The sequence below is a fragment of the Streptomyces synnematoformans genome, from assembly GCF_039531005.1.
Classification (GTDB): domain Bacteria; phylum Actinomycetota; class Actinomycetes; order Streptomycetales; family Streptomycetaceae; genus Streptomyces; species Streptomyces synnematoformans.
This window is the reverse complement of sequence record NZ_BAAAPF010000075.1, coordinates 1-23,329: the sequence shown is the minus strand read 5'-3', so window position 1 is coordinate 23,329 and position 23,329 is coordinate 1. Positions and strand designations below refer to the sequence as shown.

Sequence of the window (23,329 nt, the reverse complement as noted above, 5' to 3'; positions counted from 1 at the left end):
CCCGCCCGGCCCCGCCGCCCGCGCGGCGGCCGGCTGGGTAGCCTCCGTCCCCGCCGGGTGCCCCGTGGCGGCCGGAGTGGGCGCCGTGACGGCCTCCTCCGCGGCCGCTGTTCGGCGGCTTGCGTCGGTGCTCGCTCATGAAGGGACTACTCCTCGAACAGGTGGCATCGCCTGTGGGCGCGTTCTGTCAGCCGGTCCCCCCGACGCACGACCGGTTGTCTGTCCTTTGGCAACCAGCCGCACTGTACCGAGGACGAAGACGTCTGCAGGCGGCTCCCGGTTCCCTTCGGACAGCATGCGGAACAGGGTACGCACCGCCACCGCCCGCTTTGCGCCGGGTATGAGGCGCTATACCGGACACTTCGGCGCGCCGGATCGCACCGATGTGACGCCGTTCACACAGCCCCCACTTGCCGCGGCCGGAGAGCCGTTCTATCGTCGGGATGTATCGAGTCGATACATCAGCACGACACATCAGCGCGAGACATCGACCCGATACGACAACGCGGGACACCGCGGCACGGGAGGAGGCGGCGATGAGCAGGCGCTCTGACGTCCTGGAATTCGCCGTCCTCGGCCTGCTCCGCGAGTCCCCCATGCACGGCTACGAGCTGCGCAAGCGGCTCAACAGCTCGCTGGGGGTGTTCCGCGCGTTCAGCTACGGCAGCCTCTATCCCTGTCTGAAGACTCTGGTCGCACAGGGATGGCTGACGGAGGAGACCGCTTCTGCGTCGCAGGACGGTCCCGCCGTACCGCTGGCGGGCCGGCGCGCCAAGATCGTCTACCGGCTGACGGCCGAGGGCAAGGAGCACTTCGAAGAGCTGCTCGCCCAGACCGGGCCCGAGGCGTGGGAGGACGAGCACTTCGGCGTCCGCTTCGCCTTCTTCGGCCAGACGTCGCGGGACGTACGGGTCCGGGTGCTGGAAGGCCGGCGCAGCCGGCTGGAGGAGCGCCTGGACAAGATGCGCACGTCGCTGGCGCGCACGCGCGAGCGGCTCGACGACTACACCCTGGAGCTGCAGCGGCACGGGATGGAGTCGGTCGAGCGCGAGGTGCGCTGGCTGACCGAGCTGATCGAGAGCGAACGGGCGGGGCGCGACGAGCGCCCTTCGGGGGCCGCCGGTTCACAAGAGACGGGCGGCCTGCCCCGTGACCGGGACAGCACCCGGCCGGATCCGTCCGACGACACCGCCAACTGAGGCCCTGCCCTGGCACGGCCTCAACGAACAACAGGGAGCAACCGTCAATGGGTTCGGTTCGCGTAGCCATCGTCGGCGTGGGCAACTGCGCCGCGTCTCTGGTGCAGGGCGTCGAGTTCTACAAGGACGCCGACCCGGGCAGCCGGGTGCCCGGACTGATGCACGTCCAGTTCGGCGACTACCACATCCGTGACGTCGACTTCGTCGCGGCGTTCGACGTCGACGCCAAGAAGGTGGGCCTCGACCTCGCCGACGCGATCGGGGCGAGCGAGAACAACACCATCAAGATCTGCGACGTACCGAACAGCGGCGTGACCGTGCAGCGCGGCCACACGCTCGACGGCCTCGGGCGCTACTACCGCGAGACGATCGAGGAGTCCGCGGAGGAGCCGGTCGACGTCGTGCAGGTGCTCCGGGACCGCCGCGTCGACGTGCTGGTCTGCTACCTGCCGGTGGGCTCCGAGGACGCCGCGAAGTACTACGCGCAGTGCGCCATCGACGCCGGCGTGGCCTTCGTCAACGCCCTGCCGGTGTTCATCGCGGGCACCAAGGAGTGGGCGGACAAGTTCACCGAGGCGGGCGTGCCGATCGTCGGCGACGACATCAAGTCGCAGGTCGGCGCCACCATCACGCACCGCGTGATGGCGAAGCTCTTCGAGGACCGGGGCGTCATCCTGGACCGTACGATGCAGCTGAACGTCGGCGGCAACATGGACTTCAAGAACATGCTGGAGCGGGACCGGCTGGAGTCCAAGAAGATCTCCAAGACCCAGGCCGTCACCTCCCAGATCCCCGACCGCGACCTGGGCGAGCACAACGTGCACATCGGCCCCTCCGACTACGTCGCCTGGCTGGACGACCGCAAGTGGGCGTACGTGCGTCTGGAGGGCCGCGCCTTCGGCGAGGTGCCGCTCAGCCTGGAGTACAAGCTGGAGGTCTGGGACTCGCCGAATTCCGCGGGCATCATCATCGACGCGCTGCGCGCCGCGAAGATCGCCAAGGACCGGGGCGTCGGCGGCCCGGTGCTGTCGGCCTCCTCGTACTTCATGAAGTCCCCGCCCGTGCAGTACTTCGACGACGAGGCCCGGGAGAACGTGGAGAAGTTCATCCGCGGCGAGGTCGAGCGCTAGCCGCCGCCGGCGGTTCGTCGTTCTCAGACGCCCGCCGTTTCCGAGGGGCCCCGGGCAGCAGCCCGGGGCCCCTCGGCATGTGATGCTGAACGCCATGCCCGTTGTCCGCGATCTCCGCAGCCTGCTGCGGCTGCACGGCTTCCGCCGGCTGCTGGCCGTACGGCTGCTCTCCCAGGGCGCCGACGGCGTCTATCAGGTGGCGCTCGCCGCGTACGTCGTCTTCTCCCCGGAGCGGCAGACGTCGCCGGCCGCCATCGCCTCCGCGATGGCCGTGCTGCTGCTGCCGTACTCGGTGATCGGCCCCTTCGCCGGCGTGCTGCTGGACCGCTGGCGGCGCCGGCAGGTGCTGCTGTACGGGAACCTGCTGCGCGCCGGCTTCGCGGCGGGGACCGCGGCGCTGCTGCTGGCCGGGGTGCCGGACTGGCTGTTCTATCTGTCCGCACTGTCCGTCACCGCCGTCAACCGCTTCGTGCTCTCCGGGCTCTCCGCCGCGCTGCCGCGTGTGGTGGACACCGAGGAGCAGCTCGTGGTCGGCAACTCGCTGTCGCCGACCGCGGGCACCCTGGCCGCGACGGCCGGCGGCGGCGTGGCCTTCCTCGTCGGGCTCGCCGGCCCGGAGGGCAGCACGGCCGACGCGACGACCGTGCTGGTGGGCTCGGGGCTGTATCTCAGCGCGGCGCTGGCGGCGCTGCGGATGGCGCCGGACTCGCTGGGGCCGGATCCGGAGCTGGTGCTGCCGCGGATCGCGGCGGCGGTCGCCAGCACCGCGCGCGGGCTGGCCGCGGGGGTACGGCATCTGGGTGAGCGGCGCGAGGCGGCGCGGGCGCTGTCCGCCATGGGGCTGATGCGCTTCTGCTTCGGGGCGCTGACCGTGATGCTGCTGATGCTGTGCCGCTACGCCTGGACCGACGGCGAGGACGAGGGCATGGCCCTGCTCGGCGTGGCCGTCGGCCTGTCGGGGCTGGGCTTCTTCGTCGCGGCCGTGGTGACGCCGTGGCTGGTGCCCCGGCTGGGCCGGACCGGCTGGATGACGCTGTGCGCGGCGGTGGCGGCGGTGCTGACGCCGACGCTGGGGCTGTCGTTCGCACCGGCACCGCTGCTGGTCGCGGCGTTCGTCCTCGGGGTCACCACCCAGGGCGTCAAGATCACGACGGACACGGTGGTGCAGTCGTCGGTGGACGACGCCTACCGCGGCCGGATCTTCTCCCTCTACGACATGCTCTTCAACGTGGCCTTCGTGGGCGCCGCCGCGGCCTCGGCGGTCCTGCTGCCCGCGGACGGGCGCTCGGCGATGCTCGTCATGGGCGTCGCGGTGGTCTACGCGAGCGTCGCCATGTCGATGTTTCACGTGAAACACGCGCCGGCCGACGACGTGCACCCCGCACCCGTGGACGGCGGCACCGAGCCGCATGTTTCACGTGAAACATGACGGCCGCCGCGGCCGCGGCCCTACGCCGGCGGCTGCTGCTCCGCCCACCATGCGCGCAGCGCCTCCACCGCGGCCTCGTGCTCCATCGGCCCGTGCTCCAGGCGCAGCTCCAGCAGGTGCCGGTACGCGCCGCCGACCGCCGGCCCGGGGCCGATACCGAGGATCTTCATGATCTCGTTGCCGTCGAGGTCCGGCCGGATCGCGTCCAGCTCCTCCTGCGCCTGCAGCCGGGCGATGCGCTCCTCCAGCCCGTCGTAGGCGCGCTGCAGGGCCAACGCCTTGCGCTTGTTGCGGGTGGTGCAGTCGGAGCGGGTCAGCTTGTGCAGCCGGTCGAGCAGCGGCCCGGCGTCGCGCACGTAGCGGCGCACCGCGGAGTCCGTCCACTCGCCGGTGCCGTAGCCGTGGAACCGCAGATGCAGCTCGACCAGCCGGGAGACGTCCTTGATCTGGTCGCCCGAGTACTTCAGCTTCGTCATCCGGGCCTTGGTCATCTTGGCGCCCACCACCTCGTGGTGGTGGAAGGAGACCCGGCCGTCCTTCTCGAACCGGCGGGTGCGCGGCTTGCCGATGTCGTGGAGCAGCGCCGCGAGCCGCAGCACCAGGTCGGGCCCGTCCTCCTCCAGCGCGATGGCCTGCTCCAGCACGATCAGGGAGTGCTCGTAGACGTCCTTGTGCCGGTGGTGCTCGTCGCGCTCCAGGCGCAGCGCAGGCAGCTCCGGCAGCACGTGCCCGGCCAGCCCGGTGTCGACGAGCAGCTGCAGGCCCAGACGCGGGCGCGGGGAGAGGATCAGCTTGTTCAGCTCGTCCCTCACCCGCTCGGCGGACACGATCTCGATCCGCCCGGCCATGTCCGTCATCGCCGCGACGACCTCCGGCGCCACCTCGAAGCCCAGCTGGGCCGCGAACCGAGCGGCCCGCAGCATCCGCAGCGGGTCGTCGCCGAAGGACTCCTGCGGGGTGCCCGGGGTGCGCAGCACCCGGGCCGCCAGGTCGTCCAGGCCGCCGTGCGGGTCCACGAACTCCTTCTCCGGCAGCGCCACGGCCATCGCGTTGACCGTGAAGTCCCGGCGGACGAGGTCCTCCTCGATGGAGTCGCCGTACGACACCTCCGGCTTCCGGGACGTCCGGTCGTACGCCTCGGAGCGGTAGGTGGTGATCTCGATCTGCAGATCGCCCTTGCGGCAGCCGACCGTGCCGAACGCGATGCCGACCTCCCACACCGCGTCGGCCCAGGGGCGCACGATCTCCAGCACCCGCTCCGGGCGGGCGTCGGTGGTGAAGTCGAGGTCGTTGCCGAGCCGGCCGAGCAGCGCGTCCCGTACGGAGCCGCCCACGAGCGCCAGCCGGGCGCCGGCGGCCCGGAAGCGGTGGGCCAGGTCGTCGGCGACGGGCGAGACGCGCAGCAGCTCGCTGACGGCGCTGCGCTGGGCACGGCTGAGCGTGGCCTGCTGGGTACGGTGGTCTTCACGGGCGTTCGGCACAACAGAACAGGGTACGGCCCGTGCGCCGCGGGACCGTAACTGCCCACCCTCCGCGGCGCCTCCGGACTGCCCCGGTGCCGATCGGGTGGACGGGCGCCGGAGGGTTGACGACGTCCCCGGCACCCGGCGTCCGCCACCTCGTTACCATCGGGGTCCAAGGCAGGCGGCACAAGGCCGCGCGCCGGGCACGAGGACGACGAGGACGGGCGAGCGCGTGGCCGAGCTGGCACATTCCACCGGATCCCCGGGCCACCCCGCCCGGCCCCGGGCCCACCGGCGGCTGCTGGCCGCCCTGCTGTTCGTGGCGCTGCTGCTGCCGGCCGCGCTCGTACAGCTGCCGGCGGCCGGCGAGGCACGGGCGCAGCCGTCCGGCTCCCGCTCGGTGAACGTGTCGGTGGAGTATCTGGACCCCTCCGTGCCCTCCGGCGGCGACGACCTCACGGTCTCCGGAAAGGTCACCAACAGGACCGACGCGAAGATCACCGACCCGCACGTCGCGCTGCGCCTCAGCGGGCCGCTGACGACCCGCAGCGCGGTCACCGACGCGACGAAGCGCACGGGCTGGCTGTCGGAGTTCGACGGGGCGGAGATCGACGGCCCCGGCACCCAGGAGCTGAAGAGCCTGGCCCCCGGCATGTCCCGCGAGTTCAGCATCACGATCCCCGTGGACCGGCTGCCGCTGGGCACGTCCGGCGTGTACCAGCTCGCCGTCTCCCTCAACGGGACCTCCGCGGACGTCGGCTACGAGCAGGTGCTCGGCATCGAGCACACCTTCCTGCCCTGGCAGCCCGACGACCTGTCCACCAAGACCCGGCTCACCTTCGTCTGGCCCCTCATCGCCACCCCCCAGCTGACCGCGCGCACCGAGCCGGACGAGGAACAGACGCCGGTCCTCGCCAGTGACGGCCTGCTGGAGCAGATGGAGCCCGGCGGCCGGCTGCAGCAGCTGGTCGCGCTCGGCGGGGAGCTGCCCGTGACGTGGGTCGTCGACCCGGACCTGCTGGTCACGGCGGCCGTCATGGCGGACTCGTACAACGTGACGACCGAGGACGGCGAGTCCGTCCCCGGCAAGGGCCAGGAAACCGCCCGGCGGTGGCTGGCCGACCTGCAGAACGCCGTGAAGGGCCGCGAGGTCGTCGCGCTGCCCTTCGGCGACCCCGACCTGGCCTCGATCGCCCACCGCGGGCGCAAGGTCGCCGGCACGCTCGACCAGCTCGGCGACGCCACCGCCCTGTCCCGCACGACCGTGGAATCGATCCTGAACACGGAGCCGGAGACCGACGTCGCCTGGCCCGCGGAGGGCGCGATCGACCGGCGCGTCGTCGGCGTCGCGGGCGCGGCCGGCGCGCAGTGGATCCTCGCCCGCAGCGACAGCATGTCCGAGAGCGGCCTGCCGTACACCCCGACCGCCGCCCGCCCCATCGGCGGCGGCCAGACGGCGGTGGTCGCCGACGCGCAGCTCTCCCGGACCTTCGAGGGCGACATGAGCCGGGCGGAGACGTACTCCCTGGCCATCCAGGAGTTCCTCGCCCAGACGCTCGTGACGACCCTGCAGCAGCCGAACATGCAGCGGAGTATCGTCGTCGCCCCGCAGCGCACCCCCAAGCTCGGTCAGGCGCAGGCGATGGCGGCGGCGATAAGCGACCTCGACACCAGCACGTGGATGACGCCGCTGAACCTCAGCAGCGCCGCCGTGGAGTCGCCGGACCCGGCCGCCAACCGCTCGGTGCCGGGCACCGGCGCGTATCCCAAGCGGCTGCGGAAGCAGGAGATCCCGCGCGAGGCGTTCGACCGGATCCTCGCCACCCGGCAGCAGCTCGACAACTTCTCCGACATCCTCGACAACAGCCTGCGGGTCACCGTGCCCTTCGGCAACGCGCTGCTGCGTGAGATGTCCACCCAGTGGCGCGGGCGCAAGGGGGAGGCGGAGTCGTTCCGGCGCGGGGTGCAGGACTATCTGGCGGACATCACCTCGCAGGTGCAGCTCATCGACAAGTCGGACCTCACGCTGTCCGGCAACAGCGGCACGATCCCGGTGACCGTGCAGAACAACCTGGTGCAGAACGTCCGCGGTCTTGAGCTGCGGCTGACGTCGGACGTGCCCAGCCGGCTGCGGATCGAGCAGGGCACCCGGTCGATCGAGGTGGCGGGCGGCCACAGCACGTCGGTGAAGTTCGAGGCCTCCGCGCGGGCCAGCGGCCCGGTGGACGTCACCGCCCAGCTCTACACCGCGGACGGCAAGCCCTTCGGCGAGAAGAAGACCTTCCAGATCCAGGTGACGTCCATCACCTCCACGGTGCTGCTCGTCATCGGGGCCGGGATCCTGCTGCTGGTCCTCGCCGGGGTGCGCATGTACACGCAGCGCAAGCGTGCCGCCCGGACGGCGGACACGGACGGCGGCACCGACGACCCCGACGGCGCGGGGGATCCGGCGGACACCGCGGACCCGGCGGAGGCCGGTAGCGACGGCGATACCGGGGAAGCCGACCAGAAGGCACCCGGGACGCGCCTCACCGAAGGTGACCACGGCGACGACACCGACACGGAAAGCGGTGCCCGGTCGGGTGCCAGTGAGAGAGTGGAGCGGTGAGAGCGACCAGGCCGTTTCCAGGCCGGCCATGACCCTTGTGGGGTGTCGATGAACGCGCCGTACGACGGTGACCGCAATCAGGGCACCGGCGATCCCGCGAACCCGCCGCCGGCCGGCCAGCAGCCTCCGCATGCCCAGCAGTACCCGGCCGACCAGCAGAACGCCGCCGACCCGTACGCTCCCGACCCCTACGCCGCCGACCCGTACGCACCCGGCGCCCAGGACCCGTACGCGCCGTACGACCAGGGGCACTACCCCCCGCCGGCCCCCGACCCGTACGCGCAGGGCGCCCCGGGCCACTACGGCCACCCCGCCGCTCCCGACCCCTACACCCAGCACGCGCCGCCGGCCCACCCCGCGGCCCCGGACCCGTACGGGCAGCCCGGCCAGCAGGGCGGGCCCGGCCAGCAGCCGTACTACGGCCAGCCGGCGCCCCCGCAGCACGGCGGGAACGAGCACTACGGGCAGCAGCACGGACAGCACGGACAGCAGTACGGGCAGCCCGCTCCCGACCCGTACGGCCGTCCGGCCCAGCCGGGCCCGGACCCCTACGCGCAGCCCGGGGACCCGTACGCCGCCGGCCAGCAGGCCCCCGCCGCGCAGCCGCCGCAGGACCCGCGGTCGCCGTACCCCGCGCACGACCCGCGGTCCCCGTACCCCCCGCACGACCCCCGGGCTCCGCAGCACCCGCAGCACCCGCAGAGCGGGCAGCAGCACCCCTCGGGGCAGCAGCAGCACCCGCCCGCCGACCCCCGCGATCCGTACGGCCACGCCGCCCAGGCCGCGGGCGCCCCGCCGCCGCCCTACGCCCAGGACCCGTACCTCCAGGACGCCTACGCCCCCGACCCGTACCAGCGGCGCCCCGACCCCCTCGGCGACGCGCTCTACGACCACGCCGCCCACCCCCCGCCGCCCCCGGGCAGCCAGCCTCCGGCCCAGCCGCCGTACCAGCAGCCGCCCTCGCCTCATCACCGCCCGGACCCGCGCCTGTGGGCCGGACCGCCCGCGCCCGAGCCCGACGGCCCCACCCGGCACCTCCGCTACGGCGACCACGGCGCGCAGTTCGTCGGCGTCGACGACCTCGTCACCCAGGCCGTCCCGCAGCCGGAGCAGGACGCCTTCGCCGACCTCTTCCGCGACCATCGCGCCGCCGAGCCGCCGCCGGCGGGCGCCGGGCAGCAGCCCGCGCAGCCCGCGCCCGTGCCGCCGCAGCGCACCCGCGGGGGGCGCGTCGCGAGCCTCGCCCGGTCCAGCGCCGTCATGGCCGCCGGCACCCTCGTCTCCCGCGTCACCGGGTTCCTGCGCACGCTGGTGATCTCCGCGGCCCTCGGCGTCGCGGTCCTCGGCGACACCTACACCGTCGCGTACACGCTGCCGACGATGATCTACATCCTCACCATCGGCGGCGGCCTCAACTCCGTCTTCGTCCCGCAGCTCGTGCGCGCGATGAAGAACGACCCCGACGGTGGCACCGCCTACGCCAACCGGCTGCTGACCCTCGTCTCGGTCGTGCTCGGCGCGATGGTCCTGCTCGCCGTGTTCGCCGCCCCGCTGCTCATCCGCGCGATGTCGGTGAAGATCGCCGACGACCCGGAGTCCAACGAGGTCGCCATCACCTTCGCGCAGTACTGCCTGCCCACGATCTTCTTCATGGGCATCCACGTGGTGATGGGGCAGATCCTCAACGCGCGCGGCAGCTTCGGCCCGATGATGTGGACCCCGGTCCTCAACAACGTCGTCATCATCGCCACCTTCGGCCTCTTCCTGTGGGTCTACGGCACGCACAACTCCTCGACGATGGGCGTGGACACCATCCCGGCCGAAGGCGTGCGGCTCATCGGCGTCGGATCACTGCTGGGGCTGGTCGTGCAGGCGCTGGCGATGATCCCGTACCTGCGGCAGACGGGCTTCAGGATCCGGCCGCGCTTCGACTGGAAGGGCCACGGCCTCGGCAAGGCGGCCAAGCTCGCCAAGTGGACGATCCTCTTCGTCCTCGCCAACCAGGCCGGCATGCTCGTCGTCACGCAGCTCGCCACCTGGGCCGGCGAGTCCGCCTCCGAGGAGGGCCACGAGGGCACCGGCATCATGGCCTTCCAGAACGCGCAGCTGATCTGGCAGATGCCGCAGGCGATCATCACGGTGTCGGTGATGGCCGCCATGCTGCCGCGCATCTCCCGGGCCGCCGCCGACGGCGACCCCGCGGCCGTGCGCGACGACATCTCGCACGGCCTGCGCACCTCCGCCGTGGCCATCGTGCCGATCGCCTTCGCGCTCGTCGCGCTCGGCATCCCGATGTGCAACCTGCTGTTCGCGGCGGTCGGCGTCGACTCCTCCACCTCGATCGGGTACGTCCTGATGGCCTTCGGCCTCGGGCTGATCCCCTTCTCCGTGCAGTACGTCGTCCTGCGCGGCTTCTACGCGTACGAGGACACCCGCACGCCCTTCTACAACACGCTGATCGTCGCCGCGGTCTTCGCGGCCGGCTCGGCGATCTGCTTCGTCGCGCTGCCCGACCGGCACGCGGTCATCGGCTTCGCCGCCTGCTACGGCATCGCGTACCTGGTCGGCGTCGGCGTCGCCTGGCGGCGGCTGAAGCAGCGCATGGGGACCGACGACCTCGACGGCGCCCACGTCGTCCGCACGTACGCGCGGCTCATCGGCGCCAGCATCCCGGCGGCGCTCGCCGCGGGCGCCGCCGCGTGGGCCGTGACCGACCGGCTCGGCCAGGGGGTCACGGGGTCGCTCGGGGCGCTCATCGGCGGCTCGTTCGTGCTGGGCGCGGTGTTCTACGTGGCGGCCCGGCGGATGCGGATCCAGGAGCTGAACGCGATGATGGGGATGGTCCGCGGCCGCCTCGGCCGGTAACCGGGGGCACAACCTTCCGTCATCGCCACGTGTCGTGGATGACGGAAGCCTGTGAGCACAATTGTCTTGGCGCGGCTGCATGACATGAGAGTTGGGGAGGCAGGAACGGCGGTGGCGGAACGGAGCACGGCAGCCGTCGACGGCTCGGCGGCCGACCGCAGCGATGCGGCCGACACGACGAACACCGCGGACACCGCGGACAGTGAGGAACCGACCGGCGCCGCGAGCACGCCGGCCGCCGACCCTCCGGCCGCGGAGACCCCCGCCGCCGACCCCCCGGCCGCCGAGGCCGCCGCCGCGGAGGCCGCCGCGCCCGAGCGGCGGCCCCGCGGCGGCGTGCCCGCCGTCGACGTGCACAGCGGCCACAAGCTCGCCGGGCGCTACCGCCTGGAGGAGTGCGTCACGCGGCTCGACGGCTTCAGCAGCTGGCGCGCGGTCGACGAGAAACTGCGCCGCCCGGTCGGCGTGCACATCCTGGCCGCCGGGCACGCCCACGCCCGCTCCGTCCTCGACGCCGCCCGCGCCGCGGCCCTCATCGGCGACCCGCGCTTCGTCCAGGTCCTCGACGCCGTCGAGGAGGACGACGTCGTCTACGTCGTCCACGAATGGCTCCCCGACGCCACCGAGTTGTCCACGCTGCTCGTCGGCGGCACGCCGATGGAGCCGCACGAGGCGTACGAACTCGTCACGCAGGTCTCCCAGGCGCTGGCCGCCGCCCACCGCAAGGACCTCGCCCACCTCAGGCTGACGCCGTCCGCCGTGCTGCGCACCGGCAGCGGGCAGTGGCGCATCCGCGGGCTGTCCGTGCACGCGGCGCTGCACGGCACCGAGGCGGACGACCCGCAGCGCACCGACACCGAGGCCGTCGGCGCCCTGCTGTACGCCGCGCTGACGGGGCGCTGGCCGTACGAGGGCGACGCCTACGGGCTCGCGGGCCTGCCCGAGAGCGTCGGCCTCATCGCCCCGGACCAGGTGCGCGCGGGGGTGCACCGCGGGCTTTCGGAGCTGGCCATGCGCGCGCTCGCGGCCGGCTCCCCCGGCGCCGCGGCACACGCGCGGCCGTGTACGGCACCCGCCGAGCTGAGCACCGCCGCCGCCGAGCTGCCCCGCATCCGCCCCCCGGAGCCGCAGTACCCGCAGCCCGCGCCGTACCAGCAGACGACGTACCAGCAGGGGTACGCGCAGCGCGGCGGCCTGCCCGGCGGGCCCGCTGCCCGCGCCACCGCCGCCGCACGGCCGCCCGCTCCGCCCACGCTGCCGGGGCGTACCGGGAAGGCCGTGAAGTGGTGCGTGTCCGTGCTGCTGATCGTCGCGCTGGCCCTCGCCAGCTGGCAGCTCGCGGACGCTCTCATCAACCACGACGGCCGCAACGGGGACTCCGGCAACTCCGCGGCACAGCCCGGCGGGGCCGGCGGCTCGGGCGGCGGTCGCGCAGCCGGCGGCAAGCCGGTGGAGATCGAGAGCGCCCGGGACTTCGACCCGTTCGGCACCGGCAGCGAGAGTCCGAGCAGCGTCTCCGCGGCCTACGACGGCGACCCCCGAAGCTACTGGCAGACCAAGTGGTACACCAGCGCGGTCTTCGGGAACCTCAAGGAGGGCGTCGGGCTGATCCTGGATCTCGGCGAGGCCACGCGCGTCGGCAGCGTCAAGGTGTCCCTCATCGGCGACACCGACGTGACCGCCATGGCCACCCCGCGGGACACGGCGTCGATGCCGACGGACCTCACCGGTTTCGAGGAGTTCGACGCCGCGGCGGGCACCAATCTGACGCTCAAGCCCACCAAGCCGGTCGTCACCCAGTACGTTCTGCTGTGGCTCACGGAAATTCCGCCGTCGGCCGAGGGGAACTTCCGTGGCAAGATCTCCGACATCGAGATTCGGAGCTGAGCACGCAGCACTCGACCAGGGGAGGGGTTGGCGTTGGAGGACGCCAGCGGCGGCGACGTCGATGACCGCACGCTCCTCGCCCGCCATGTCTCCGGTGAGGACCCGCACGCCTTCGCCGAGATCGTCAGACGCCACCGGGACCGGCTGTGGGCCGTGGCGATCCGCACCCTCGGCGACCGCGAGGAGGCCGCGGACGCCGTGCAGGACGCACTGCTGTCGGCGTTCCGCGCGGCGCACACCTTCCGCGGCCAGTCCGCGGTCACGACCTGGCTGCACCGCATCACCGTGAACGCCTGCCTGGACCGGGCCCGCAAGGCCGCCAGCCGCCGCGCGGCACCGGTCGCGGACACCGGGCACTTCGAACAGCTGCTGGAGCCGGAGGAGTCCGCCGAGGCGCCCGCGGAGCGGCAGGACACCGGCCGCGAGCTACGGGAGGCGCTGGCGACCCTGCCCGCGGACCAGCGGGCCGCCCTGGTGCTCGTGGACATGGAGGGCTACCCCGTGGCGGAGGCGGCCGACATCCTCGGCGTTCCCGCGGGTACCGTGAAGAGCCGCTGCGCTCGCGGCCGCGCCCGTCTCCTGCCTCTCGTACGTCATCTGCGGCTGTCCGCCGCCGGCTCCGGGGCAGGGGCACGGAACCCGGCGCAGGCGTCATCCGTCCCACCGACGACGGAGCAGAACGACGGACGTGCGGCGAAGGGCGGAGGTGAGAAGGCATGACGCAGACCCCGCAGCCACCCGGCGCCGGCGACGGGCACCCGGAGGTCGACGAGCTGGCCGACTTCGCCGAGGGCCTGACGTCCCCCGCCCGCAGTCGGCAGCTCCATCGCCATCTCGACGAGTGCGCCGCCTGCCGGGAGACCCGGGAGGCCCTCGACGGCGTACGCGGACTCCTCGGCAGCCTTCCGGAGCCCTCCCCGATGCCGGCCGAGATCGCGGGACGTATCGACGCCGCGCTGGCCGCCGAGGCGCGCTACGCCGTCGATGTTTCACGTGAAACGGCGTCGGCGGACTCCCCCGTGCCCGCGCCGCGCGAGTCTGTTTCACGTGAAACACGACCGGCGCGCGCGCACCGCCGCCCCGCCGCGCACCGCCGCGCGGACGCAACCGGCCCCGGCCGGCGGACGCGGCGCTGGCCGCGCGTGCTCCTCGGTGCCGCGGGGGCGGTCGCGGTCGTCACGCTGAGCATCGTGCTCCTCGACCTTCCGGACACCGGCGGAGACGATGCCGGCACCTCGGAGATGTCCGCCGCACAGGACGGTGGCAGGGAAAGCGCCCAGAAGTCCGTACCGGGCGGGGGCGGGGGCGGGGACCAGGCTCCGCTGAGCGCCGACTCTCTGGAGTCCCACGTCCTCGGCATGCTCCCGCAGCCGGAGACCCGCGAGGGCACGGACGCCGGCGAGGGTGCGGCAGGCGTCGAGGAAGGGCCGTTCGCCGCCGAGGAAGACCCCCCGCAGGTGCCCGAGTGCGTACGGGCCGCGGTCAACCGCTCGGAAGCCCCGCTCGCGGCCGAGAACGACACGTACGAGGGAACCCGCGCCTACGTGGTCGTGCTGCCGCACCCCGGCGACCCTCAGCGAGTGGACGCCTACGTGGTGGATTCCTCCTGCACAGCCTCCCCGGACCGGCCGGGCGAGATTCTGCACCGCGACACCTTCCGACGCCCCTGAGCCGCGCCCGCCACCCATCGGGAATGTCCGGCCCGTAGGATCCGTTGGGTGGGGTGAGAGGGACAGGACCTCGTGAGTTCCCGCCCCTTCAGGCAGCCGGTCGTAGACAAGGAAGAGTCCGTGAGCGACGTCCGCAACGTGATCATCATCGGCTCGGGGCCGGCGGGGTACACCGCCGCGCTGTACACCGCCCGCGCCGCGCTGCAGCCGCTGATCTTCGAAGGCGCCGTCACCGCCGGTGGCGCGCTCATGAACACCACCGACGTGGAGAACTTCCCGGGTTTCCGCGACGGGATCATGGGCCCGGACCTGATGGACAACATGCGGGCCCAGGCGGAGCGCTTCGGCGCCGAACTGGTGCCCGACGACGTGGTGTCCGTCGATCTCACGGGCGATATCAAGACCGTCACCGACACCGCGGGCACCGTGCACCGCGCCCGGTCCGTGATCGTCTCCACCGGGTCGCAGCACCGCAAGCTGGGGCTGCCGCGGGAGGACGAGCTGTCCGGTCGGGGCATCTCGTGGTGCGCCACGTGTGACGGCTTCTTCTTCCGCGAGCAGGACATCGTGGTCGTCGGCGGCGGCGACACCGCCATGGAGGAGGCAACGTTCCTCTCCCGCTTCGCCAGGAGCGTCACGGTGGTCCACCGCCGGGACAGCCTGCGCGCCAGCAAGGCGATGCAGGAGCGGGCCTTCGCCGATCCGAAGATCTCGTTCGTGTGGGACAGCGAGGTCGCCGCCATCCACGGCGGGGACAAGCTCTCCGGGCTGACCCTCAGGAGCACCAAGACCGGCGAGGAGTCCGAGATCGCCGTCACGGGTCTGTTCATCGCCATCGGACACGACCCGCGCACGGAACTGTTCAAGGGACAGCTGGAACTCGACGGGGAGGGCTACCTCCTCGTGGACGCCCCCTCCACGCGCACCAACCTCACCGGGGTGTTCGCGTCGGGCGACGTCGTCGACCACACCTACCGCCAGGCGGTCACCGCGGCCGGGACGGGCTGTGCCGCGGCCCTGGACGCCGAGCGCTACCTCGCCGCGATCACCGACGAGGAGAAGTCGGCGGAGCCGGAGAAGGTCGCAGACGCCGTCTGAGACCGAGCAGCCATCAACGCACAACGACGTAAGGAGTAGGCCATGGCCGGTGCCACGGTGACCGCAACCGACGCGGACTTCGAGGAGAAGGTCCTCAAGAGCGACAAGCCTGTACTGGTCGACTTCTGGGCCGCCTGGTGCGGGCCGTGCCGCCAGATCGCCCCGTCGCTGGAGGCCATCGCCGCGGAGAACCCCGAGAAGATCACCGTCGTCAAGCTCAACATCGACGAGAACCCGGCAACGGCCGCGAAGTACGGCATCATGTCGATCCCGACGATGAACGTCTACCAGGGCGGCGAGGTCGTGAAGACCATCGTCGGCGCCAAGCCGAAGGCCGCTCTGGAGCGCGACCTGGACGACTTCATCGGCTGAGGAGGCGCCACCGTTTCACGTGAAACATCGGCGTGAAACCGAAGCGCGCACCGCAGCCGCGGACATACGAAGGGCCCGCCCCCGAGGGGACGGGCCCTTCGTCGTACGTGGAACAGGGCGCGGAGGGCGGTCATCAGAGCGGCCGCAGCACGGGGTCCTTCTGGACGGCGCCCAGGAGCTTGTCGAGCGCCAGCTCCACGTCCTCCTTCCAGGAGATCGCGGAGCGCAGCTCCAGCCGCATCCGGGGATAGCGGGGGTGCGGCCGTACGGTCTTGAAGCCGACCGCGACCAGATGGTCCGCCGGCAGCACACACGCGGGCTCCTTCCAGGCCGCGTCCCCGAAAGCCTCGACGGCCTTCACCCCGCGGCGCAGAAGATCCTTCGCAACGGTCTGGACGATGGTCCGGCCGAGACCCTGCCCCTGATAGCCAGGGTTGAGCCACGCGGTCATCAACTGGACGGCGTCCGCCGACACCGGGCTCGTCGGAAAGGCGAGTGACCGCGGCACGTAGGCGGGCGGGGCGTACATCACGAACCCGGCCGGCACGTCGTCGACGTAGACGACCCGGCCGCAGGATCCCCACTCCAGCAGCACGGAGGAGATCCAGGCTTCCTTCTCCAGCTCCGGACGGCCGGACTTGACGGCCGCCTCACCGCTGACGGGATCCAGCTCCCAGAAGACACACGCGCGACAACGCTTGGGAACGTCCGGGAGGTTGTCCAGGGTGAGCGGTACGAGCCTTCGCCCCATGGAGCCCGATCCTCTCCCTTCACCGGCATCCCCCGCGATACCCGTATGCATCGTATCCGGAGACAACAAAACAGGCCGCGGATTGCCTCCGCGGCCTGTCTCGTCGGGGTGGCGAGAGGGGGTCCGGTCACTCGTCCTCGTCGGCGTCCTCGTCGCTCAGCTTCTTCTCCAGCACCCTGCCTTCACCGGGCGCCATCGAGCCGAGGATGCGCTCCAGATCCTCTATCGAGGCGAACTCGACGACGATCTTCCCCTTCTTCTGCCCGAGGTCGACCTTCACCCTGGTCTCGAAGCGGTCGGAGAGCCGGGACGCCAGATCGGTCAGCGCCGGAGACATCCGGTTGCCGGCCCGCGGCGCCTTCGTCCGGCGCCCGCTCTTGGGCTCCGACCCCATCAGGGTCACGATCTCCTCGACGGCCCGCACCGACAGCCCCTCGGCCACGATGCGGTGCGCCAGCCGGTCCTGCTCGCCCGGGTCCTCCACGGACAGCAGCGCCCGCGCATGGCCCGCGGAGATCACCCCGGCCGCCACCCGCCGCTGCACCGGCGGCGAGAGCCGCAGCAGCCGCAGCGTGTTGGAGACCTGAGGGCGCGAGCGGCCGATCCGGTCGGCCAGCTGGTCGTGGGTGCACTCGAAGTCCCGCAGCAGCTGGTCGTAGGCGGCCGCCTCTTCCAGCGGGTTCAGCTGAGCCCGATGCAGGTTCTCCAGCAGCGCGTCCAGGAGGAGCTTCTCGTCGTCCGTGGCTCGGACGATCGCGGGGATCCGCTCCATGCCGGCCTCACGGCAGGCACGCCAGCGGCGCTCACCCATGACCAGCTCATAGCGGTCCGGGCCCAGCCGGCGGACGACGACCGGCTGGAGGAGCCCGACCTCCTGGATGGAGGTGACCAGCTCGGCGAGGGAGTCCTCGTCGAACACCTCGCGCGGCTGCCGCGGGTTCGGCGTGATGGCGTCCAGCGGAACCTCGGCGAAGTGCGCACCGGCCACTTCGCCGCTCTCCACGGGACCCTCGACGGCCGGCGGCGCCTCGTAGGCGTTCTCCGGCGGCGGCTGCTCCTCGTAACCCGGCGCCTCGGGCGGCGCCGTCCGCTCCGACACTATGACCGGCACCGCCCCCGGAGACATGGTGGCGCCGCCGACCAGCGGTCCCGAGTCATCGGCGGGAGTGGGAGCGGCGGGGATCAGCGCCCCCAGCCCGCGGCCCAGTCCTCTGCGTCGTTCCGTCACTGAGCCCCTCCGTCGTGCTGCTCGTGCTGAGCTTCGCCCGGCCCGCGCACACCGCGCAGGGCCATCTCACGGGCCGCCTCCAGATAGGAGAGCGAGCCGCTCGACCCCGGATCGTAGGTGAGGACCGTCTGCCCGTAGCTCGGTGCCTCGGAGATGCGCACCGAGCGCGGGATGCTGGTCCGCAGCACCTCGGCGCCGAAGTGACCGCGGACCTCGTCCGCTACCTGGGAGGCCAGCCGCGTCCTGCCGTCGTACATCGTGAGGAGGATCGTCGACACGTGGAGCCTCGGGTTGAGGTGCCCGCGGACCAGGTCGACGTTGTGCAGCAGCTGACCCAGCCCTTCCAGCGCGTAGTACTCGCACTGGATCGGGATCAGCACCTCGTTGCCCGCCACCATGGCGTTGACGGTCAACAGGCCGAGCGAGGGCGGGCAGTCGATGAAGATGAAGTCCAACGGCTGCTCGTAGGAGTCGATCGCCCGCTTCAGCCGGCTCTCCCGCGCCACCAGCGAGACCAACTCGATCTCCGCGCCCGCGAGATCGATGGTGGCCGGTGCGCAGAACAGCCCCTCGACGTCGGGGACCGGCTGCACCACCTCGGCCAGCGGCTTGGCCTCCACCAGCACGTCGTAGACCGACGGCACCTCCGCATGGTGGTCGACGCCCAGCGCGGTCGAGGCGTTGCCCTGCGGATCGAGGTCGATGACCAGCACCCGGGCACCGTGCAGGGCAAGCGATGCGGCCAGGTTGACCGTGGTGGTGGTCTTGCCGACCCCACCCTTCTGGTTGGCGACGACCATCACGCGGGTCTGCTCAGGGCGCGGCAGACCCTGACCGGCCCGCCCGAGCGCCTCTACGGCGAGCTGAGCGGCACGCCCGATCGGAGTGTCGTCCATGGGAGGCGGTGTTTCACGTGAAACATCCGCCGATTCGGAGCGGGGACCGGGGACCGGATCGGCCATCGGTCCCGCGACATTGGCGTCGGACCGCAAGGATTCACTCTCCTCGACTTCAGACTCGCACTGCACAGAGCCTGCCATGCTTTCGGGGTCGCGAACCAGCGAGGCCCGTTCTCCTGTGGATGATTCCTTATCCACAGCCGACTCACGGGCCTCAGCGGCACCGCGTCCTCGGCTGAGGATCCCGGGGAGCAACGAACGATGTTTCACGTGAAACACGATGCACAGCCCCGGGGGCACCACCGCAGCGACACTCCGGTGTATGTACCGTAGGCGGCTTTAATGGACCGATCGGCCCTCTTTCGGATACGAGCAGACTAACGGCGCCGGCCGTGTCCGCCGCGACCGCCCTTGCGGGCGGCCCGCGCCCGCTTCGCGGCGAAGCGCACACCCCCGGGGCTCTCGCCCACCACGGCCCGCACCACGGTCGCGGGCGGGTCCACCGAATCAGCCCCGACCTGTACGATCTCGGTCTCCTTGACGCCGAGCTTGTGCAGCGCGGCCTTCGAGGCGCGCAGTTCCTCCTCGGCGCTCTCGCCCTTCAGCGCCAGCATCTCCCCGTACGGGCGCAGCAGCGGGATGCCCCAGCCGGCCAGCCGCTCCAGCGGGGCCACCGCGCGGGCGGTCACCACATGGACGGGCTCCAGCGTGCCGAGCACCTCCTCGGCCCGGCCACGGACGACCGTCACCTGCTGTTCCAGCCCCAGCAGCTCGGTGACCTCCTGGAGGAACCGGGTGCGCCGCAGCAGCGGCTCCAACAGCGTGATCCGCAGGTCGGGGCGTACCAGCGCCAGCGGGATCCCCGGCAGCCCGGCGCCCGAGCCGACATCGCAGACGGCGACGCCCTCGGGCACCACCTCGCCGAGCACCGCGCAGTTCAGCAGGTGCCGCTCCCACAGCCGGGGCACCTCACGCGGGCCGATGAGCCCGCGCGTCACCGCCGTGTCGGCGAGCAGTTCGGCGTAGCGCACCGCGTCCGGGAGGGCGCCGCCGAAGACCTTGTCGGCGGCTTCCGGCACCGGCGGGAGATCCGCAACATCGGACACGGGGACGTCCTCTCGCTGGAACGCTTGCGGTCGAGCGACGGCAGGGGGCAGGGGAGCGGTCTGGGCCGGTCGGGTCGACCGGCCCAGCGGTGGAACAGGTACGGCCCGGTCAGGCCGGGAGCACGACGACGCGCCGCTCGGGCTCCTCGCCCTCCGACTCGCTGCGCAGCCCCGCGGCCTTCACCGCATCGTGCACCACCTTGCGCTCGAACGGGGACATCGGCCGCAGCTTCTCCGGCTCGCCGCTCTCCTTCACTCGCTCGACGGCCTCGGTGCCCAGCTCGGTCAGCTCCGCCCGCTTGCCCGCCCGAAACCCCGCGATGTCCAGCATCAGCCGGCTGCGGTCCCCCGTCTCCCGGTGCACGGCCAGCCGGGTCAGCTCCTGCAGCGCCTCCAGCACCTCGCCGTCGCGCCCCACCAGCTTCTGCAGCTGCCGGTCGGAGCCTTCGCTGATGATCGACACCGAAGCCCGGCCGCCCTCGACGTCCATGTCGATGTCGCCGTCGAGGTCGGCGATGTCGAGCAGCTCCTCCAGGTAGTCGGCGGCGATCTCGCCTTCCTGCTCAAGCCGCGTCAGGACGTCCTCGGCCGAGGCCTCGGTCTCCTCAGGCTGGGCCTCGATCTCCGAACCGGCCTCGCCGGTCGCGGAAGCGGTGTCCGTCACGTGGGGACTCCTTCTTACTTCTTCGACGGGTGCTTGGGCCGCTGGGGCCCCTTGCGCTGACCGGACTTCCCGTTGCGCGCGTTGCCGCCCGAACCGCCGCGGCCGGACGAGCCGCCCGACTTCTTCTTCGCGGTGTTCGACGCGGGCTTCTTGTCCTCGGGCTCCGCATCATCGTCGGCACCCTCCTGCTGCTGGCCGCCGCCGGACTGGGCATGGCCGCGGCGCTGGGACTTCGACTGCCGCTTCGGCTGCTGCCGCCGGCCGGGGTCGCCGCCGCCCGGCTTGGCGTCCGCCAGCGGCGTCTCGCTCTTGACCACGGTGCCGTCCGCCTGGGGGAGAAGGTCGTGCTTGGCCAGCGCGGAGACGAACTTCTTCTCGTCGTCGTTGCGGTCCTTGCCCTTGGCGACCAGCTGCTTGACGACATAGCGGTCCCGGCGGCCGCGGATGCCGCCGCGGTCGATGACGTGCTTCTGCATGCGCTCCAGCAGGTGGGCGTAGGACTTGCTGCCCGGGGTGGGGTTCCGCTTGATCACGTACATCTGCTGGCCCATGGACCAGACGTTGGTGGTCAGCCAGTAGATCAGGACGCCGACGGGGAAGTTGATGCCGAAGACGGCGAACATCAGCGGGAAGATGTACATCAGCATCTTCTGCTGCTGCATGAACGGCGTCTTGACCGTCAGGTCGACGTTCTTCGTCATCAGCTGGCGCTGCGTGTAGAACTGCGACCCCGACATCAGCACGATCATGATGACGGTGACGACCCGCACGTCGGCGAGCGTGGCGCCGAGGCTCTCCACCTTGCCCGCGCTGTCCATGAACTTCGCCGCGATCGGCGCCCCGAAGACGTGCGCCTCACGGGCCTGCTCGACCTGAGTGGCATTGAGGACGCCGACCTCGTGGTTGCCGGCGATCTTGTTCAGCACCTGGAAGAGCGCCAGGAAGAAGGGGGACTGGGCGAGGATGGGAAGACAGCTCGAGAGCGGGTTGGTACCCGTCTCCCGGTACAGCTTCATCATCTCCTCGGACTGGCGCTGCTTGTCGTTCTTGTAGCGCTCCTGGATCGCCTTCATCTTCGGCTGCAGCACCTGCATGTTCCGTGTCGCCTTGATCTGCTTCACGAACAGCGGGATCAGCGCGATCCGGATCACGACCACCAGCGCCACGATGGACAGCCCCCAGGCCCAGCCGCTGTCCTCGGGGAAAACGAGGCTGAACAGCGAGTGGAACTGGACGATGATCCAGGAAACTGCTGTATATAGGGGACCGAGGATCGTGTCCACGAATCAGGCTCCTTGGGCCTTGGGCTGCGTCTTGCCCAGCCGGCTGCGCAGCCGCTGGTGCCAGACCGGATGCTTGCGGGGCGGAACATGATCAACCCCGCCGAGCGACCACGGATTGCAGCGCAGGATGCGCCAGGCGGTCAGGCCGGTGCCCTTGACGGCGCCGTGCAGCCGGATCGCCTCGTAGCCGTAGTGCGAGCACGACGGGTAGTACTTGCAGACCGGCCCGAGCAGCGGGCTGATGGTCCACTGGTACAGCTTGATCAACCAGAGCAGCGGATACTTCATCGCGGCGCCCTTCCCAGCAACCGCCCCAGCGCTGCGTCCAGGTCATCGCGCAGCCGGTCGTAACCGGCCTCCGCGGCGCCAGGCAGCGCCCGTACGACCACCAGGCTACCTGCGGGCAGCTGATCCAACCGATCCCGTAGGAGATGACGCAGGCGGCGCTTGACGAGGTTGCGCGCGACCGCCGGTCCGACGGCCCTGCTGACGACGAAACCCGCACGCGGCGGGGAGGCGCCCTCCCCGGCGGCATGCGGGTCACCGCCGCTGTTCAGATGGACGACGAGCAGCGGGCGGCCAGCCCGCCGCCCGCGGCGTACCGCTCGGGCAAAGTCCTCGCGCCGCCGCAGCCGGTGCTCAGCGGGCAGCACGAGCACACCAGCGGGTCAGGCGGACAGGCGGGCGCGACCCTTGTTGCGACGGGCCGTGACGATGGCACGGCCGGCGCGGGTACGCATACGCAGCCGGAAGCCGTGCGTCTTGGCACGCTTGCGGTTGTTCGGCTGGAAAGTGCGCTTGCTCACTCGGGGGCTCCAGGAGAGTTGTCTCGGGTGGTTAGGCGCCGAACAGCTGCCACCGTGCGCCCTCGAGCCGCTCGTCACCGCCCGACACGTGACATGATCACCGTCGCGGCCTGAGACTGATCGGAGGCAGGCGGCAGCAGCCGTCGACATCTCGACCTCGACACGGTACGCGGGCGCCCGCCGTCCGGTCAAACCGGGGCCGGGGGCCCGACACACCGCAGGACACTGTGCACAGCCTGTGGACAACGACTTGAATGGTGCAGCTCGGCGTGACTACCGTGGCTGGACTTCCGACCCTTGCGCGGATCCATCCCACCCGTCCCGAGATCACACCTTCGTGACCTGCCGTGACCCTTGAAAGAGCGTGACCCGTGGCCGACCTGCCTGCCGATCTCGCTGCAGTCTGGCCACGCGTGCTGGAGCGGCTGCTCGCGGACGACCAGGGAGTCGAGGCCAAGGACCACCGCTGGCTGCGCGACTGCCAGCCCCTCGTCCTCGTCGCCGGCACCGCCGTGCTGGCCGTGCCCAACGAGTACGCCAAGGGCGTCTTCGAAGGCCGGCTCGCCACCAAGATCACCGAGGCGCTGAGCCACGCCTGCCACCAGCCCATCGGCCTGGCCGTCACGGTCAGCCCCGGCGAGCCGGAGGCGGCGCAGCCGCAGCAGCCGCAGCAGGCGCCGTCCGCGCAGCCGGGCCCCGATCCGGGTACGCACGGGCCCCCGGCGCCCCACGCCCCGCAGGGGCCGCACGCCCCGCAGGGGCCGCAGGGGCCGCAGGGGCCGCAGCCGCCGGCGCACGAGCAGCCCGCGCACCCCGGCGCCCCGCAGCACCTCCCGCCGCCCCACCCGGCCGCCGCGCAGCCCCCGCACCA

At 71.8% G+C, this 23,329-nt stretch carries 20 protein-coding genes and 1 pseudogene; 11 read left to right on the top strand and 10 right to left on the bottom strand.

The window, feature by feature from the left end; translation table 11 throughout:
- Window positions 1–536 precede the first annotated feature (536 nt).
- The 3 genes from ABD317_RS14320 (at window position 537) to ABD317_RS14310 (ending at window position 3,758) form a co-directional block, all read left to right on the top strand.
- Window positions 537–1,199 carry a helix-turn-helix transcriptional regulator gene (locus tag ABD317_RS14320; RefSeq protein ID WP_027752922.1) on the top strand — a complete coding sequence of 221 codons (663 nt, stop codon included), beginning with the start codon at window positions 537–539 and terminating at the stop codon, window positions 1,197–1,199.
- Between the two features lie 47 nt (window positions 1,200–1,246).
- Window positions 1,247–2,329, top strand: a complete 1,083-nt coding sequence (locus tag ABD317_RS14315; protein ID WP_344290369.1) for an inositol-3-phosphate synthase — start codon at window positions 1,247–1,249, stop codon at window positions 2,327–2,329.
- A 94-nt stretch (window positions 2,330–2,423) separates the two neighbouring features.
- Complete coding sequence (locus ABD317_RS14310) at window positions 2,424–3,758, top strand: MFS transporter (RefSeq protein ID WP_344290368.1); 1,335 nt, start codon at window positions 2,424–2,426, stop codon at window positions 3,756–3,758.
- A gap of 20 nt (window positions 3,759–3,778) precedes the next feature.
- On the opposite strand, the gene ABD317_RS14305 is transcribed toward ABD317_RS14310, so the two are convergent.
- On the bottom strand, window positions 3,779–5,239 hold the full coding sequence (locus tag ABD317_RS14305) for a CCA tRNA nucleotidyltransferase (protein WP_344290367.1): 1,461 nt from the start codon (window positions 5,237–5,239) through the stop codon (window positions 3,779–3,781).
- A gap of 214 nt (window positions 5,240–5,453) precedes the next feature.
- Between ABD317_RS14305 and ABD317_RS14300 the strand changes: the two genes are divergently transcribed.
- The 7 genes from ABD317_RS14300 (at window position 5,454) to trxA (ending at window position 15,721) form a co-directional block, all read left to right on the top strand.
- Window positions 5,454–7,829: a DUF6049 family protein gene (locus ABD317_RS14300; protein WP_344290366.1), complete on the top strand. Its 2,376-nt coding sequence runs from the start codon at window positions 5,454–5,456 to the stop codon at window positions 7,827–7,829.
- A gap of 48 nt (window positions 7,830–7,877) precedes the next feature.
- Window positions 7,878–10,694, top strand: coding sequence for a murein biosynthesis integral membrane protein MurJ (gene murJ, locus ABD317_RS14295; protein ID WP_344290370.1), 2,817 nt, complete (start codon window positions 7,878–7,880; stop codon window positions 10,692–10,694).
- Between the two features lie 111 nt (window positions 10,695–10,805).
- The gene (locus ABD317_RS14290; RefSeq protein WP_344290365.1) at window positions 10,806–12,581 is read left to right on the top strand and encodes a protein kinase family protein; all 1,776 of its coding nucleotides are present in this window, start codon (window positions 10,806–10,808) and stop codon (window positions 12,579–12,581) included.
- Between the two features lie 33 nt (window positions 12,582–12,614).
- Entirely contained in the window at window positions 12,615–13,301 is a 687-nt protein-coding gene (gene sigM, locus ABD317_RS14285) for an RNA polymerase sigma factor SigM (protein WP_027752929.1), read from the top strand.
- Window positions 13,298–14,251, top strand: a complete 954-nt coding sequence (locus ABD317_RS14280; RefSeq protein WP_344290363.1) for an anti-sigma factor family protein — start codon at window positions 13,298–13,300, stop codon at window positions 14,249–14,251. The genes sigM and ABD317_RS14280 overlap by 4 nt, the downstream gene beginning before the upstream one ends.
- 120 nt (window positions 14,252–14,371) lie before the next feature.
- Window positions 14,372–15,349, top strand: coding sequence for a thioredoxin-disulfide reductase (trxB, locus tag ABD317_RS14275; protein WP_027752931.1), 978 nt, complete (start codon window positions 14,372–14,374; stop codon window positions 15,347–15,349).
- Window positions 15,350–15,391: 42 nt separating this feature from the next.
- Complete coding sequence (gene trxA, locus ABD317_RS14270; protein WP_027752932.1) at window positions 15,392–15,721, top strand: thioredoxin; 330 nt, start codon at window positions 15,392–15,394, stop codon at window positions 15,719–15,721.
- A 133-nt stretch (window positions 15,722–15,854) separates the two neighbouring features.
- Here the strand turns inward: trxA and ABD317_RS14265 are convergent, their stop codons facing one another.
- From ABD317_RS14265 to rpmH, 9 genes are all read right to left on the bottom strand, one after another.
- Window positions 15,855–16,472, bottom strand: coding sequence for a GNAT family N-acetyltransferase (locus tag ABD317_RS14265; protein ID WP_344290362.1), 618 nt, complete (start codon window positions 16,470–16,472; stop codon window positions 15,855–15,857).
- Between the two features lie 127 nt (window positions 16,473–16,599).
- A complete protein-coding gene (locus ABD317_RS14260) occupies window positions 16,600–17,700 on the bottom strand; it encodes a ParB/RepB/Spo0J family partition protein (protein ID WP_344290361.1) in 1,101 nt (366 codons plus the stop codon).
- Window positions 17,697–18,740, bottom strand: a complete 1,044-nt coding sequence (locus ABD317_RS14255) for an AAA family ATPase (RefSeq protein ID WP_078627497.1) — start codon at window positions 18,738–18,740, stop codon at window positions 17,697–17,699. The genes ABD317_RS14260 and ABD317_RS14255 overlap by 4 nt, the downstream gene beginning before the upstream one ends.
- 236 nt (window positions 18,741–18,976) lie before the next feature.
- Window positions 18,977–19,678: a 16S rRNA (guanine(527)-N(7))-methyltransferase RsmG gene (gene rsmG, locus ABD317_RS14250; RefSeq protein WP_425582365.1), complete on the bottom strand. Its 702-nt coding sequence runs from the start codon at window positions 19,676–19,678 to the stop codon at window positions 18,977–18,979.
- A 136-nt stretch (window positions 19,679–19,814) separates the two neighbouring features.
- Window positions 19,815–20,327 carry a R3H domain-containing nucleic acid-binding protein gene (locus ABD317_RS14245; protein ID WP_027752937.1) on the bottom strand — a complete coding sequence of 171 codons (513 nt, stop codon included), beginning with the start codon at window positions 20,325–20,327 and terminating at the stop codon, window positions 19,815–19,817.
- A 56-nt stretch (window positions 20,328–20,383) separates the two neighbouring features.
- A complete protein-coding gene (gene yidC / locus ABD317_RS14240) occupies window positions 20,384–21,652 on the bottom strand; it encodes a membrane protein insertase YidC (protein ID WP_344290360.1) in 1,269 nt (422 codons plus the stop codon).
- Window positions 21,653–21,655: 3 nt separating this feature from the next.
- A complete protein-coding gene (gene yidD / locus ABD317_RS14235) occupies window positions 21,656–21,940 on the bottom strand; it encodes a membrane protein insertion efficiency factor YidD (protein WP_018838819.1) in 285 nt (94 codons plus the stop codon).
- Window positions 21,937–22,305, bottom strand: a complete 369-nt coding sequence (gene rnpA / locus ABD317_RS14230; protein ID WP_078627510.1) for a ribonuclease P protein component — start codon at window positions 22,303–22,305, stop codon at window positions 21,937–21,939. The genes yidD and rnpA overlap by 4 nt, the downstream gene beginning before the upstream one ends.
- 15 nt (window positions 22,306–22,320) lie before the next feature.
- Complete coding sequence (rpmH, locus tag ABD317_RS14225) at window positions 22,321–22,458, bottom strand: 50S ribosomal protein L34 (protein WP_027741629.1); 138 nt, start codon at window positions 22,456–22,458, stop codon at window positions 22,321–22,323.
- Between the two features lie 371 nt (window positions 22,459–22,829).
- On the opposite strand from rpmH, the pseudogene ABD317_RS14220 reads away from it, so the two are divergent.
- Window positions 22,830–23,329: pseudogene (locus ABD317_RS14220) on the top strand (chromosomal replication initiator protein DnaA); the annotation flags it as partial.